General features: G+C 47.8%; 12 protein-coding genes. 9 read left to right on the top strand and 3 right to left on the bottom strand.

The genetic code is table 11. The features are described 5' to 3' along the window. The first annotated feature begins 104 nt into the window (after nt 1-104). Entirely contained in the window at nt 105-1,055 is a 951-nt protein-coding gene (gene dnaI / locus HF638_RS13115) for a primosomal protein DnaI (RefSeq protein WP_036605787.1), read from the top strand. A 177-nt stretch (nt 1,056-1,232) separates the two neighbouring features. Here dnaI and HF638_RS13110 read toward each other — a convergent pair whose 3' ends face one another. Beyond that, entirely contained in the window at nt 1,233-1,388 is a 156-nt protein-coding gene (locus HF638_RS13110) for a YqzM family protein (RefSeq protein ID WP_169480603.1), read from the bottom strand. Nucleotides 1,389-1,652: 264 nt separating this feature from the next. Between HF638_RS13110 and trxA the strand changes: the two genes are divergently transcribed. Together trxA and uvrC are read left to right on the top strand one after the other, a co-directional pair. Then, entirely contained in the window at nt 1,653-1,970 is a 318-nt protein-coding gene (gene trxA, locus HF638_RS13105) for a thioredoxin (RefSeq protein WP_017692451.1), read from the top strand. A 491-nt stretch (nt 1,971-2,461) separates the two neighbouring features. Next, nucleotides 2,462-4,549, top strand: a complete 2,088-nt coding sequence (gene uvrC / locus HF638_RS13100) for an excinuclease ABC subunit UvrC (RefSeq protein ID WP_169480602.1) — start codon at nt 2,462-2,464, stop codon at nt 4,547-4,549. On the opposite strand, the gene HF638_RS13095 is transcribed toward uvrC, so the two are convergent. Beyond that, nucleotides 4,518-6,215 (bottom strand): CPBP family intramembrane glutamic endopeptidase, encoded by a 1,698-nt coding sequence (locus HF638_RS13095; protein ID WP_169480601.1) that lies wholly within the window; start codon nt 6,213-6,215, stop codon nt 4,518-4,520. The genes uvrC and HF638_RS13095 overlap by 32 nt on opposite strands. A gap of 629 nt (nt 6,216-6,844) precedes the next feature. On the opposite strand from HF638_RS13095, the gene HF638_RS13090 reads away from it, so the two are divergent. Together HF638_RS13090 and HF638_RS13085 are read left to right on the top strand one after the other, a co-directional pair. After that, a complete protein-coding gene (locus tag HF638_RS13090; protein ID WP_211175644.1) occupies nt 6,845-8,164 on the top strand; it encodes a TrkH family potassium uptake protein in 1,320 nt (439 codons plus the stop codon). 17 nt (nt 8,165-8,181) lie between these two features. Continuing rightward, complete coding sequence (locus HF638_RS13085; RefSeq protein WP_074096339.1) at nt 8,182-8,853, top strand: potassium channel family protein; 672 nt, start codon at nt 8,182-8,184, stop codon at nt 8,851-8,853. A 59-nt stretch (nt 8,854-8,912) separates the two neighbouring features. On the opposite strand, the gene HF638_RS13080 is transcribed toward HF638_RS13085, so the two are convergent. Continuing rightward, a complete protein-coding gene (locus tag HF638_RS13080; RefSeq protein ID WP_169480599.1) occupies nt 8,913-9,836 on the bottom strand; it encodes a LysR family transcriptional regulator in 924 nt (307 codons plus the stop codon). 302 nt (nt 9,837-10,138) lie between these two features. On the opposite strand from HF638_RS13080, the gene HF638_RS13075 reads away from it, so the two are divergent. From HF638_RS13075 to HF638_RS13060, 4 genes are all read left to right on the top strand, one after another. After that, nucleotides 10,139-10,807: a succinate dehydrogenase cytochrome b558 subunit gene (locus tag HF638_RS13075; protein WP_062837920.1), complete on the top strand. Its 669-nt coding sequence runs from the start codon at nt 10,139-10,141 to the stop codon at nt 10,805-10,807. Between the two features lie 43 nt (nt 10,808-10,850). Continuing rightward, complete coding sequence (gene sdhA, locus HF638_RS13070; RefSeq protein ID WP_036605793.1) at nt 10,851-12,593, top strand: succinate dehydrogenase flavoprotein subunit; 1,743 nt, start codon at nt 10,851-10,853, stop codon at nt 12,591-12,593. Between the two features lie 424 nt (nt 12,594-13,017). Then, nucleotides 13,018-13,782: a succinate dehydrogenase iron-sulfur subunit gene (gene sdhB, locus HF638_RS13065; RefSeq protein WP_062837919.1), complete on the top strand. Its 765-nt coding sequence runs from the start codon at nt 13,018-13,020 to the stop codon at nt 13,780-13,782. Nucleotides 13,783-13,957: 175 nt separating this feature from the next. Next, the gene (locus HF638_RS13060) at nt 13,958-14,932 is read left to right on the top strand and encodes a metallophosphoesterase (protein WP_169480598.1); all 975 of its coding nucleotides are present in this window, start codon (nt 13,958-13,960) and stop codon (nt 14,930-14,932) included. Nucleotide 14,933: the final 1 nt, after the last annotated feature.

Below are 14,933 nucleotides of genomic sequence, written 5' to 3'. Positions count from 1 at the left end.
GAACAGTAGAATTGCTAATGATCGAAAGTTCCTATGCCATCAAGATGGTCACAGGTACACTTCATTGTTCATTCTATATTGAAACATTAAGGGGGCTTGAAGCCATGGAATCCTTGGGAGGACTGCTTCAGCAGCTGAACCCTGCCTTTCGTGAGCAATCGCGGCGGATTGCGGCGGAATTGATGGAAAATCCGTACGTACGCGAATTCCGCGCAGGTCATCCTGAACTGCAAGATGCACAGCTCATGACCGATCTGAGCAAGCTGTTTCAGTACGCCAAAGACTCAAAGAACTGTGCGAATTGCCCAGGACTCGACAACTGCCCTAATGATTTTCAGGGCCACTTTTGCAAACTGGAAGTAGAACATTTTAACGGTAAACCCGAAATCATAGATATAAAAGCGCCTTGTTCCAAACATATCGCCCGGCAAAATGAACATATCATTAAGCAACGAATTCGCAGTTTCTATGTGGACGAGCGTGCGCTCAGTGCCGGATACAACGATGTGGAGATTATGGGCAAGGATCGGATGCGTGCTCCGGCTGTGAATCAGGTGCTTCGGTATATTAGCGAGACCAAAGAGAACGGACTGTCTCCGCAAGGACTGTTTTTGGAAGGAACTTTCGGGACAGGTAAAACGTTTCTGATGTGTTATCTGCTGCATGAACTGGCGGTTGCAGGCCACACGGGTGTCATTATTTATATGCCTGACTTTGTGGAGGACCTGAAATCCATGATCAGTGAAGGGCAGAAGCTGAAGGAAATGACGGATATTCTGAAAAGTTGTGATCTGCTCATCTTTGACGATATCGGGGCAGAGAATCTGAACCCTTGGGTTCGAGATCATGTGATGGGGTCCATTCTGAACTATCGGATGAATCGTAAACCTACGTTCTACACGTCCAATTACAATCTGGATGGGCTGGAGAAACATCTTAGTTTCACCAATCGGGACGGCGAGGAAATGAATAAAGGTCAGCGTCTCATGGACCGGATTCGTCCTTTCGTGGATGTAATCTCCGTTCGGGGTGAGAATCAGCGCGGCAAACGTTGAACCGATCTAATTGAACGAAATGGTTCTGGACAAGGTTAATCTTCAAATTATCGGTGGAGCTTTTGATTTAGAAGCTGAGCTGATTGCAATCAAAAGCTAAAGTAGCCCCAAAAAAAGCCTGGCTTTCGCATTGTCGCGAAAACCGGGCTTTTCTGGTCCTGCGTGAGCCTGAGCATCCTATTCGGTGATGAATTTGAAGATCACCATACCGAAAAAGATCACTGTCATCAGGCCGCCCATGCCGGCAACACCCACGATCAGATCAAACAGATCGTTGCGGGGTTCCTCGTTCACATGTTCACGCGGGTCGGTGATCCGTACATTTGCGTCCATGTTATTGCCTCCTTATAGGGAATGACAGCTTGCCCGTATGGGGGCTGAAACCCGGAGTAATTTTAGTATACTTGGAAAAGAAAGCGTTTGTAAAGATTTTGCAGTTGGCATGCCACATCTTATAATTGTGAAGATTTGATGTTGGGAAGATGAACATTGTAGCGTTCAATTCACAAGTTTGACGTACCTGTGTTATACTGGAAGTGTCGTTCACGACGTTACAGGTTAAAATAAACCGTAAGTATATATAAGGAGGACAATTTCATGGCTATTGTTAACGTATCCGATCAATCCTTCAACGCTGAAGTAGAAGGCGAAGGAACGGTTCTTGTTGATTTCTGGGCGCCTTGGTGTGGTCCTTGTAAAATGCTCGCTCCAATTTTGGAAGAGCTGTCCACAGAAGTTGGCGATGCAGTGAAAATTGCTAAAGTTAACGTGGATGAAAATCCGGAATCTGCTTCCCGCTTTGGCGTAATGAGCATTCCAACATTGATCTTCTTCAAAGACGGTCAACCAGTAGATAAAGTGGTTGGTCTGAACTCGAAAGATGCGCTCAAAGGCATCATTGCAAAACACCAATAATTTAACAGGCTTACACATACGCCTCCGGTTTACATGCCGGGGGCGTTTTGCGTCGAATACCTTTATATAGGACAATATAAAGTATACTATTTATATAAAATGAAACTGGAAATTTACATGTTTAACGAAGAAGACAGAAATGAACTGTAAAAGCATAGCCGTTGCAATTTTTATCCGAGTTTCACCTTTAATATGTATTGGACTAATTACTCACACAATAGCGGAGAGAACAGAAAAAACCTGAAAAAGCAAAGCGTTCGCCTTTATCACCGGATTTTCCCCTTAAAAAGGGGAATCAAAAAAATCTGGGGATAACAGCGATTGGAAGGTTGTTCTGTTATCGTAGTGTTCGTGTGAATTATCTTTAGTTTAACTGATATAAAGGTATCAAAATTTTTGTATTACGGCGATCAAAAAGATCATTCTGTCATCGGAGTAACTCATGTAAGGTGAGGATTTCAGCTTTTTCGGGAAGGAGGATTCACCGAATTATGGATCAATTCATCAATGATTTGCAGGATCAGGAGAAGGCATTGGAGCAGATTCGTCATAAGCTTGCTTTGCTGCCAGACATGTCTGGTTGTTACCTGATGAAGAACAGTGAAGGCACCATTATCTATGTAGGTAAAGCCAAAGTGCTGAAGAACCGCGTACGCTCTTATTTTATTGGCAGTCATAACGGAAAGACCCAGCGTCTGGTGTCCGAAATCCGTGATTTCGAATATATCGTGACGGGCAGTAACATGGAAGCACTTATTCTGGAGTGTAACCTGATCAAGAAACATATGCCGCGTTACAACGTATTACTCAAGGATGACAAGACATTCCCGTATCTTAAAATTACGAATGAAAAGCACCCTCGGCTGGAAGTAACCCGGCGTGTGCTGAAAGATAAAGCCAAATATTTCGGACCTTATCCGAACTCGTATGCGGCACATCAAACGAAAAAACTGCTCGACCGCATGTATCCACTGCGCAAATGTGGTGTAATGCCCAAAGAAGTGTGCCTGTATTATCACATGGGACAGTGTCTTGCCCCTTGTGTGAAGGAAGTGGAGAAGGAGCAGTATGATCAGATTTCGCAAGAGATCGGTTCATTTCTGAGCGGTGGGCATGAAGAGATTAAGAAGGATTTGCAGCGTAAGATGCAGGAAGCTGCGGAAGACCTTTATTTTGAACGTGCCAAGGAATTGCGGGACCAGGTAATCGCCATTGATGCAATGATGGAAAAACAGAAAATTACGATGGCCGATGCCAGAGACCGTGATGTATTTGGTTTTGCCATTGATAAAGGCTGGATGTGTGTCCAGATTCTATATATGCGTCAGGGTAAAATGATCGAACGCCATGTCTCCACCTTCCCGTTTTACGGTGAGGCGTACAGTGACTTTATGTCCTATGTGACGCAGTATTACAGCGATAATCCGGCATTGCCTCAAGAGATTTTGTTGCCGGAAATGCCCAAAGATATGTCAACGGGTGACGACAGTACGAATACGGTATCTGATGCTGATGGAGCGGTGCCTGCCGCTGTTACGGTAGAATTCGAACAGACGGGACAAGTGGAACAAAGTATCGCTTCCCAGCCATTGGTTGCCGAGACTCGTGAAGCATACGGAAGTTCAGCTGAAGCAGAAGGTGATCAACCTGAGAGTATGCAAGAGAATGCTCCAATAACGGATACAACTGAATCAGCTGAGAAGCTCCCAGCAGGACTGGAAGACCCAACTCAGGTTGCTGCTGCGTTACAGGAGTGGTTGGAGATTAAAGTGCTCATTCCGCAACGTGGATTGAAGCGGCAGATGATCACCATGGCCGTGGATAACGCACGTGTGGCATTGGAAGAGAAGTTCCGTCTGATTGAGCGTAATGAAGAACGGACATCCAAAGCTGCCGAAGGACTGGGACGCTTTATTGGACTGGACCAGCTTCGCCGTATTGAAGCATTTGATAACTCGAACATCCAGGGAACGAACCCGGTATCGGCCATGATCGTATTTACGGATGGTAAACCAGATAAGAAGGAATATCGGAAGTACAAGGTCCGTTCGGTTGAAGGACCGGATGATTATGAAACGATGAGAGAAGTCATCCGTCGCCGTTACGAGCGGGTATTGAAAGAAAACCTGACCCAGCCTGACCTGATTGTGGTCGATGGCGGTAAAGGACAGATCTCGGCTGCGGTTGATATTTTGGAAAATGAGCTAGGGCTGTATATTCCAGTATGCGGTCTGGTGAAGGATGCGAAGCATAAGACTTCACAGTTGATGATCGGTAATCCACCGGAAGTTATCTCCCTGCCACGGGATAGTCAGGAATTCTACCTGTTGCAGCGAATACAGGAAGAGGTTCACCGTTTTGCGATCTCGTTCCACCGTGAACAGCGTGGCAAATCGATGGTCACGTCCCGTTTGGATGCCATTCCGGGGATCGGAGAGAAGCGGCGTAAGCTGCTGTTGAAGCATTTTGGCTCTTTACGCAAAATAAAAGAGGCCAGCGTCGAAGACTTCCGGCCTCTATCTATTGGTGACAAGTTGGCTAATCAGATTATTGCAGCACTTCGGGATGAGGAGTCGTAACATACGGCTTCTCTTTTTGTTTTGGATTGAATTTGTAGACCACATATCCAACGATGGCCGGGAGTACGATCCAGAAGAGTCCAGCAGCCATATTCAGGGCATCGCCCATAAATATCAGGCTGAGTCCCATCAACAAGCTGTCGAAGATCACATGGGCGAATACAACGGCAATGAAGCCGTGACGCAGCATGATCAGACTGAATAGTAATCCTATCACCATCAGTTCAATGGGACGGGTGATTACTGGATAGATTGGATACAATGTGTGTCCAAGTGCCCAAATGATGGTTGGGATCAGACATGCGATAAACGTATTACGCACAATCTTCTGCATCATACGAATGCCGAACAGTCGATAGACGGCTTCTTCACCAATACCGGCCATCCAGGCCATAATCGGGAAGAGCCACGCATAGGTCATATTGAATGTAGATTGATCTGCTGACGTCGTTGACCATGTGCCAATGCTCCGCTCCAGAATGAAGAACAGGATGGATTGCACACCTAGTAGAATGAATGCCCACAGGTAACCAGCATACATACTGTGAAGTACATATTTTCCGTATCCCGGTTCTTTGGCACGAGGCCAAGGATTCAGACCTATTTTACGCCACATGCCGTCACCAGCAACGAGGGATAGATAGATGGTTGCACTCATGACCAGCGTAATGCCTATCTGAAATAACATCAGGAACGCTAACATGAAGTTGGAGAATCCTTGTGCCTGAAGCAGAGGAATCATGTTCAGCGTGCCAATCACCGAAGCTGCGAAATACACCACCGAGAGAATGATCCCGCGTTTGAAAGACGTATGTGTTCGGGTCAGAATGCTATAGATAATGGCCAGCACGCCCAGAACAAGGGTCAGGAACGCGTATCCGCCATAGGTCATCCAGTTGGCTTGGCGCGTTTGAGCTTTCACATAATCGGTATGGGATTCAGGGACCGAGAAGCCAGGATCGAACGATCGTACCGCACCCTCTTCAAACGTAAAGTTCAGTTCAAGCTTGGAGTCTCCAATGGCTTTTGCAGAATCTGTATACTTCAGTCCCGCTTCACCATCGCGCGTATCCAGTTGAAGTGTCGGCACTTCATAACCGAATTCGGCCAGCACGCCAGCCGCAAGCTGTTCTTTCTCGTCCAGAGACATATTGCCTTCGGCAAGCACTTGCGATGTGGTCACTATCCCAGTGCTTTGTTCTGCCTCAATGGCGGTATAGAGGGACGAAGGAAGTTCTCGTTTGAAGCCGACCACTTTTCCTGTTTTCATATGTACGTCAACATGAAGAAAACCGCCTTTGTCCTGATCAGGCAAACGAACGCGGTATACATCGTAAGGATAGGCTGTTTCCCATTTCTGATTATAGGCGTCGAGTTGTTTCGTTTTGGCCATATACCCGTAGATATCGGAATGTGTTTGGTAGGTTACCAGGGTGTTTCCAGCATCATTTGGCAGTGTATAGTCATCCACAGAAGCTGCGAATGATCGTGCGGATTGCGTCGCCTGCTCCTTGGTTATGAAGGACGTAGACGGAATTTCTGTCGTTTGCGATGAGGTAGCAGGAAAGATCTGAAATACAAAAAATAGAATCAGGCCGATCGCCGCAAGCAACCCCAGACGCTTGAAGTTAGCCTTGAGTCGCAAAGGCTGCCCTAAGGGATTCATGTTATGGTGTTCCTCCTTCATTAATAGAGGTTGTTCAAAAAGTCCACTTTTGATTACGAAGGATGCCTAACGGCATCATCAGCATCGAATATGGAATTCAGCCGAAATGTCCGTTGCTCACGTAGCTCTATCTACGCTCCGCTACTCCATTTCTATCTTCATCCCATCTTCTTGGTACTGAAAACCATCCTTTTTGAACACGCACTAATATGGATATTAAAGTAAACATAGCACAGGGCAAGCATCGAATGCCAATCATGTAACGAAAACAGGTGTAAATCCTTGAAAATGAATGAAAAGGACCGAAAGAATCTGATCCATCCGTCGCCATATCTGAGTTTTTCCCTTTTTGGCTGAATTCGATCCGATTTACACAAAAAACGTTTTGTCTGCAAACGCCGCAGCGCTTATAATTTTGAAACAAATGTGCAACGATTCGCATGTCTTTCGCCCAACAAGGGAACGAATAGATTATATTCCAACTTCATTATATATGTCGTTTTAATCTGAATCATACATGTTTAACGTTTGGAAACAGCATTTCAGATGAAGGAGGCTCCACGGGGTGTGGAGTTATTTTCATTTTAGCAGAGGTGGATGATACTCAAGTGAAACTGAATGTTCAATGGATGCGATTATCGCCACCACGTATTCTTGTGTTAGGGTTTGCTGGCATCATATTGGTAGGTACGCTGCTATTAATGCTTCCTGCATCCAGCCGCAACGGTGACAGCCTTGCATTTATTGATGCGCTCTTTACGGCAACTTCGGCCGTCTGTGTCACCGGTTTGGTTGTGGTCGATACAGGTACTCATTTTTCGATGCTGGGTCAGGTTGTGATCGCGATTCTGATTCAAATTGGCGGTCTGGGCTTCATGACGATGTCCACATTGGTTGCCATTGCGTTCAAACGGCGGATATCGCTTAGGGAGCGGCTGATTCTACAGGAAGCGATGAACCAGAGCACGATGGAGGGCATCGTTCGGCTGATTCGTAAAGTTGTGATCTACTCCCTCATTCTCGAAGGCATATGTGGCACGCTGTTTGCCATTCGTTGGTCGTTCGACATGCCAATCGGACAGGCGATCTATTATGGCTATTGGCATGCGATCTCCATGTTCAACAATGCGGGCTTTGATATGTTTGGGGATTTCCGCAGTCTGACCGGATATGTATATGACCCGTTAGTGAATTTTACAGCCATGTTCCTGATTGTCGCTGGTGGCATCGGTTTTGTGGTGCTGTCCGATCTGGTGGATTACCGGAAAACGCGGAAGCTGTCTTTACATTCCAAAGTGGTACTACTGATGACCGGATTGTTGATTGCGTTTGGTGCACTTGTTATTTTCGTATTCGAATTCAGCAATCCGCGGACGCTCGGGGGTCTGAACTGGGGTGGCAAAATACTCGGTTCCTTCTTCCAGTCGGTTACACCGCGAACAGCAGGGGCCAATACGGTAGACATTGCCGGGCTAAGGCAAGCAACGCAGTTCTTTATGATCATTCTGATGTTCATTGGTGCTTCGCCGGGTTCTACCGGAGGCGGGATCAAAACGACGACGTTTATGATTATGGCTGGGGCAGTCATCGCCATGATGCGTGGCCGTGAAGATATTGTGTTTTTCCGCTATCGGCTGGTACAGGAACGGATTTTCAAGGCACTTACCATTACATTGCTGGCGCTCTTGTTCATCATAGCCGTAACGATGGCGCTGAGTACCACGGAAGACGCCAGTTTTATGATGATCTTATTTGAAACGACATCGGCCTTTGGCACCGTGGGATTATCGCTCGGACTGACGCTGAAGCTGACTACAATCGGGAAGCTCCTGATCTGTTTTACGATGTTTGCAGGAAGGCTTGGACCCATCACATTAGCGTATGCACTTGGGCAGAAAAAGGGTAAAGAGTTATACAGGTATCCGGAAGGCAAAATGATTATTGGATAAGGGGTTCGTGAAGAACAATGAAAACACAGCAGTTTGCGGTGATTGGGCTTGGGCGTTTTGGCTCCAGTCTGGCACAGGAATTAATGGAACTCGGCTACGAGGTACTCGGAATCGATAAAAATGAAGAAGTCGTCGAAGACATGAGTGAGCTGGTCACCCATGCCGTTGTAGCCGATGCCACAGATGAGGAAGTGCTGCGCTCCCTGGGTATTCGTAATTTTGACTGCTGCATCGTTGCCATCGGGGATGATATCCAAACGAGCATTCTCACTGCGATTCTGTTAAAAGAGCTGGGCGTCAAGACCGTCGTGGCCAAGGCCATATCCGTCCTTCACGGACGAGCGCTGGATAAACTGGGGATCGATCGTGTCGTCTACCCTGAACGGGATATGGGCATTCGGGTTGCCCATCAGCTGGTTACCCCGAATTTGCTGGATTACATTGAACTATCCAATGACTACAGTATTGTCGAGATGAAGGTTCCCGCCTGTCTGCACAATAAAACCCTTTCGACCCTGAATGCACGCGTACGCTTTGGTTGTAGCATTGTGGCGTTACAGAAAGAAGCCGGAGTCATTATCGCTCCGACGGCACTGGATTCGCTTCAGATGGGGGATATCATGGTCATTATTGGTAATAATGCAGATATCGACCGGTTTGAAGAAGAGGTTATCAGCCAGGAAAGTTGATAACTTAAGATGAATTAAAATGGGAGCCAGGCGTTGGAACCTGGCTGATCAGATTAAGGCTAAGGCGTCGTGGTCCTCCGTGAGGGCAACGGCGCCTTTGCTGTAAAGAGTGCAGCCGTCTCCTTGACCCATTGTCTGGAGGTCTCGCTGAGGTCTTCTTTTTCCCCATAGATCATGCAGGTAGTTCTTCGGGTCTGCTGTAGTTGTGGCAAATGAACAGAAACCAGATCATTATCCGCGAGCAATTGTGGACGGAGGTATGACTTTGGCAATAGAGCAGCGGCTTTGGCGGAAGGCAGAAGGCGGATAATCGCTTCGAAGGAATCAATCTCCATACGAATATCCGGCATCACGGCACAGCGCTGGAAGAGGTCATCCGTTAATTTGCGGTACCAGGTGCCTTTGGAGAACGTGATCATCGGCAGATCCTGTAAATGTTCCATCCCGGCTTCCTTGCCGGACAAAGGGTGCGTAAGCGGCACAACCAGCTCCAGATGATCGTCAAAGAGCGGCACACAGTTCAGCCCTGTTTCACTAATGGAGGAGGCGACAATGCCCACATCGGCTTTTTTATCACGTACAAAAGAGACAATCTCATGCGTTTTTCCCGTCAACAATTTCAGTTCGGCATTCGGATGTTTCTCCATAAAGGCATTAACCAGAGGTGGTAATGTGGTTTGAAGCGTCGTCAGGCTGGCGCCAAGTGTAATGGTGCTCTGTTCTTCGTCTTTATACTGGGCCAGCATGGTCAGAAATTTCTGTTGTTGCTGCTTCTGTTCCACAGCGAACGTATAGGCGAACTGGCCCACATTGGTTAACTCTAGCCGTTTACCTCGGCGGTGGAACAGGGCAACTCCGAGTTCATCTTCTAATTTGGCAATTTTGCGTGAGAGTGCGGGTTGGGACAAGTTCAGTAACTTGGATGCGCGGTTCAGGCTGGACTGTTCCACGACAGCTGCAAATGCGTTTAACTCTTCGAACATGAACAACAACCTCTTTTCCATGAGTGATGAGTGTGATTCTTGCCCTTGCTTAATCGTTTTCCATGTTGTATGGCCTGTAAACCCAATGTTTCACTGCTTATACCTATAGGTTATAACATTTAATAATTATATTGCAATTCCCTTATAAGAAAAAAAGGAGTAACATGAATCGTGACACAAGTTGTTCACACCTGGCGAAAACGGAACAATTTGTCGAACCTTTTCATGGAAAAGGATTCGTGTCATGATAAGTGAAATTATTTATGAAAACGTTGTATTTAGCGAAAGGGGATCGACATTTTATGAAAGGGTTTTACTCCAGAAAGCTGCACTCCTTGCTTGGCGTCATTCCGCTCAGTCTTTTCTTTATTGAGCACTTGGTGACGAACTTCACGGCAGTTGAAGGCGGCAAAGAAGCTTTTTACGGTGCCGTTGCATTCCTGAACGGTTTGCCTCTTGTTATTGTAATTGAGGCGACACTCATTTGGCTGCCGTTGTTCTATCATGGTGTTTATGGTCTTTACATTGCGTATCAGGCCAAGCCTAACGTTGGGCGTTACGGTAATGAGCGCAACTGGCGCTACACGTTACAGCGGGTAAGCGGTATCATTACGTTTGTATTCGTCATCTGGCACGTATGGGAGACGCGAGTACAGATTGCGCTGGGTAATGTATCCCATGAAGAGATTGGCGGCGTCATACATGATGCAGTGACGAATCCGATAACCTTTGCGATATATATGATCAGTGTGGTTGCGGCGTCATATCACTTTGCCAATGGTCTGTGGTCGTTCCTCGTTAGCTGGGGGATTACAGTTGGTCCGCGTGCGCAACGTGTATCCTCTTATGTATGTATGAGCTTGTTCGCTATCGTTTCCATCATGTTTATTGCTTCACTATTTGCTTTCCGGAGCATTGATTTCCAGACAGCTACTTCGATGATTGACGCAGTTAAAACAGTTCTAATTTAAGCATTTAGCGTATAAATGCTGACTTATAAGGGAGTGAACAACAATGGCATCAACGAATGTAATTATTGTGGGCGGCGGTCTCGCGGGATTGATGGCGGCGATCAAATCGGCTGAAGCCGGAGTCCATGTTCATTTATTTTCACTGGTTCCTGTTAAAAGATCACACTCTGTATGCGCCCAAGGCGGCATTAACGGAGCGGTAAATACCAAGGGTGAGGGTGACTCCCCATGGGTACACTTTGACGATACGGTATACGGTGGTGACTTCCTCGCGAACCAACCTCCGGTTAAAGCAATGTGCGAAGCTGCACCTGGCATCATTCACTTGATGGACCGGATGGGCGTAATGTTCAACCGAACACCGGAAGGATTGCTTGATTTCCGTCGTTTCGGGGGAACGAAGCATCACCGTACGGCGTTTGCCGGAGCGACAACAGGGCAACAATTGCTCTATGCATTAGACGAGCAGGTGCGTCGCTGGGAAGCAGCAGGTCTGGTTACAAAATATGAGAACTGGGAATTCCTGCAGGCAGTTCTAGATGATGAAGGCGTATGTCGCGGGATCGTAGCTCAAGATCTGAAAACGATGAAAGTACAGACCTTCCCGGCAGAAGCGGTTATTCTGGCGAGTGGTGGTCCGGGTATCATCTTCGGTAAAACGACCAACTCGGTCATCAACACAGGTACAGCGGCAAGTGCCGTGTATCAGCAAGGTGTAAATTACGCCAACGGGGAGTTCATTCAGATTCACCCGACAGCCATTCCAGGGGATGACAAGCTGCGTCTCATGTCCGAATCCGCGCGTGGTGAAGGTGGACGGATCTGGACGTACAAAGACGGCAAGCCTTGGTACTTCCTTGAAGAAAAATATCCTTCCTACGGTAACCTGGTTCCACGTGATATCGCGACTCGTGAAATCTTCAGCGTCTGCGTAGACATGGGTCTGGGTGTGAACGGCGAGAACATGGTTTATCTCGACCTGTCGCACAAAGATCCGAAGGAACTGGATGTTAAACTCGGCGGGATCATTGAGATCTACGAGAAGTTCATGGGAGATGACCCGCGTAAAATCCCGATGAAAATCTTCCCGGCAGTCCATTATTCCATGGGCGGCATGTGGGTAGATTACAACCAAATGACCAACATTCCGGGGCTGTTCGCAGCCGGTGAATGTGAATATCAATACCATGGTGCGAACCGTCTGGGTGCAAACTCACTGGTATCCGCGATCTATGGTGGTATGGTGGCTGGACCGAAAGCGGCTGAATATATCAAAGGACTTAAAAAATCGTCCGCTGATATCCCATCTTCCGTATTCGAGAAACACACCAAACAACAAAGCGACAAATACGAAGGCATCTTGAAAATGCAGGGCACGGAAAATGCCTATGTCATTCATAAAGAGCTTGGCGAGTGGATGACAGCCAACATGACGGTTGTACGCTACAACGACAAGCTTGAAGCCACGATCGGTAAGATCAAGGAATTGAAAGAGCGTTATGGCAAAATCAACATGTACGACAGCTCCGGTTGGAACAACCCGAGCGCAGCGTTCACCCGCCAACTGTGGAACATGATTGAGTTGGCAGAAGCGATGACGCTGGGCGCACTGTTACGTAACGAAAGCCGCGGCGCGCATTACAAGCCGGATTTCACGGAACGTAATGACGAAGAGTTCCTGAAAACGACGATCGCAAGCTGGTCGAAGGAAGGCCCGAAAATCTCGTACGAGCCAGTAGACGTATCCCTGATCCCACCACGTATTCGGGATTACTCCAAGGATTAAGAAGTATCACACTATTCATGCAATGAATAGTTAAACACCTGAACGGAGAGGCAGGAGAACTTTGGAGAAGCAAAGCTTCTTCAAAGTTACTGCCATCAACGTGATGCAAATGCCCAGAAGAAGCAAAGCCGCCTTAGCGATGCTTCAGAACTTCAATACTGCCCATCCAACATGAATGGAGTGCAGTTTTCCAGCAAAGTGACTCTGCGTGCACAACGTAGCGGAGGAAGCGGAAATGCCCAGAAGAAGCGAAGCGCTCGCCTTTATCACCGGATTTTAACCCTGTGAAGGGTTGATCAAAAAAATCCGGGGATAACAGCGATCAGAGGGGCATTCCGCTGACGAAGCGCCACCCGTGCACCAAAAGAGTAACTTTGCGCATCAGCAACACCAATCATCGTCACTCAAAGGAGGGGACAACGATATGGCGGAACAAGCTACAGCCAACAAAACCGTCAAGTTTATCATCACCCGTCAGGACAGCCCGGAGTCATCTTCGTACAACGAAGAATTTGAGCTTCCGTACCGTCCCAACATGAACGTGATCAGCGCCCTGATGGAGATTCAGCGTAACCCGGTTAATACAGATGGCAAATCCATTGCTCCCGTGTGCTGGGATTCCAACTGTCTCGAAGAAGTCTGCGGTGCCTGCTCCATGGTCATCAACGGCAAGCCTCGTCAAGCATGTGCAGCCCTGATCGACAAGCTTGAACAGCCTGTACGCATCGAACCAATGAAGACATTCCCGGTAGTGCGTGACCTGGTCATCGACCGTACCCGGATGTTTAGCGCCCTGAAACGCGTAAAAGCATGGATTCCGATCGATGGTACCTATGACCTCGGTCCAGGTCCACGGATGCCTGAGAAGAAGCGTCAGTGGGCATATGAGCTGTCCAAGTGCATGACATGTGGTGTATGTCTGGAGGCATGCCCGAACGTCAATGAGAAAACAGACTTTATCGGTCCAGCAGCACTGTCCCAAGTGCGTCTGTTCAACGCTCACCCAACAGGGGAGATGAACGCCGACGATCGTCTGGAAGCATTAATGGAAGACGGAGGCATTGAGGGCTGTGGTAACTCACAGAACTGCGTGCAATCCTGTCCGAAAGGTATTCCACTGACAACCTCTATTGCGGAAATGAACAAACAAACGACCAAGCATATGTTCAAACGCTGGTTGGGTGTATAATCTCGTCATAACATGTGCAGAAGTGTAATCTGCAACTTAGAAGAAGTCGTGATCCCGTGCAGCAACATGCCGGAGATCCCGGCTTCTTTTTACAAAGAAGCAGAGGAACCGGGCCACCCATGCAGAATATGGTATACTAAGGGGATGGATCTGGAGCGTAGAAGGAGGGGGAGATATGGCAGAGACACCGCGTCAGGGCAGCAACAACTCGCCGTCCCAACGCTCGAACAAGGCACCTGGTGCAGAAGAATCGGTGTTTCCTGGAGAAGAAAAGGATCATGATCCCTCTCGCCGAAGTTTCTTATTGCGTATGGTTTTGATGACGGCGGGTGCCAGTTTGCTCACAGGAGGTTATGCCTGGCTTTGGGAGCCGCGTCGGCTGGAAATCAAGCAAGTGGAGCTGAAACTGCCGAAGTTTCCGAAGGCATTTGACGGATTGCGTGTCGTTCAGTTCAGCGATGCTCACCTTGGTTTCCATACCGGGGTGAAAGAAATGAAGAAGCTGGCAGCGACGATTGAAGAGCAGCAACCGGATCTGATCTGTTTTACCGGAGATATAGTCGAGAGGGAAGCAGAACCGATGCGTGAATGTATTCCGGTTTTGGCCTCCATGCAAGCGAAGTATGGAAAATTTGCGGTTTTGGGGAATCATGATTATCGGGGCGGGCAGCAGAATGAAGTGGCAACCATGTTCCGTGAAGCCGGATTCACTTTGTTGAGGAACGAACATGTGGTGATTGAACAAGGGGGCGAACGTCTGGCCATAGCTGGTCTGGATGACGCACTTACTGGCAGGCCGGATCCTGCCCAAGCCATCAAGGAATTGGATCATGATGTGTGGAAGCTGCTGCTCATGCATGAACCGGATTATGCCGACATTGCCACTCCCTATGGTTTCGGATTGCAACTTTCGGGTCATAGCCATGGTGGACAGGTACGTTTTCCCTGGGTCGGGGCACTGACGACTCCGCGAGGTTCACACAAGTATGTTCAGGGGTTGTATTACACGGATGTCCAGGGGGTATATTACTCCACCCAGACACAGATGCCGGTGTATGTGAATCGTGGTTTTGGCATGACCCAACTGCCTATTCGTTTCCTGTGCAGACCCGAACTAACGGTGTTTGAGCTTAAAGGATTAACCACATAAA

The organism is Paenibacillus sp. SZ31 (genome assembly GCF_012912005.1).
Classification (GTDB): Bacteria; Bacillota; Bacilli; order Paenibacillales; family Paenibacillaceae; genus Paenibacillus.
This window is presented reverse-complemented; position numbering and strand designations above follow the sequence as displayed.

Bases quoted from the DNA above. Each gene is read 5' to 3' on its own strand.
- sdhB (WP_062837919.1), top strand. From the start codon at position 13,018: ATGGCGGAACAAGCTACAGCCAACAAAACCGTCAAGTTTATCATCACC.
- HF638_RS13110 (WP_169480603.1), bottom strand. From the start codon at position 1,388: ATGGACGCAAATGTACGGATCACCGACCCGCGTGAACATGTGAACGAG.
- HF638_RS13075 (WP_062837920.1), top strand. From the start codon at position 10,139: ATGAAAGGGTTTTACTCCAGAAAGCTGCACTCCTTGCTTGGCGTCATT.
- uvrC (WP_169480602.1), top strand. From the start codon at position 2,462: ATGGATCAATTCATCAATGATTTGCAGGATCAGGAGAAGGCATTGGAG.
- trxA (WP_017692451.1), top strand. From the start codon at position 1,653: ATGGCTATTGTTAACGTATCCGATCAATCCTTCAACGCTGAAGTAGAA.
- HF638_RS13060 (WP_169480598.1), top strand. From the start codon at position 13,958: ATGGCAGAGACACCGCGTCAGGGCAGCAACAACTCGCCGTCCCAACGC.
- HF638_RS13095 (WP_169480601.1), bottom strand. From the start codon at position 6,215: ATGAATCCCTTAGGGCAGCCTTTGCGACTCAAGGCTAACTTCAAGCGT.
- HF638_RS13090 (WP_211175644.1), top strand. From the start codon at position 6,845: ATGCGATTATCGCCACCACGTATTCTTGTGTTAGGGTTTGCTGGCATC.
- sdhA (WP_036605793.1), top strand. From the start codon at position 10,851: ATGGCATCAACGAATGTAATTATTGTGGGCGGCGGTCTCGCGGGATTG.
- HF638_RS13085 (WP_074096339.1), top strand. From the start codon at position 8,182: ATGAAAACACAGCAGTTTGCGGTGATTGGGCTTGGGCGTTTTGGCTCC.
- HF638_RS13080 (WP_169480599.1), bottom strand. From the start codon at position 9,836: ATGTTCGAAGAGTTAAACGCATTTGCAGCTGTCGTGGAACAGTCCAGC.
- dnaI (WP_036605787.1), top strand. From the start codon at position 105: ATGGAATCCTTGGGAGGACTGCTTCAGCAGCTGAACCCTGCCTTTCGT.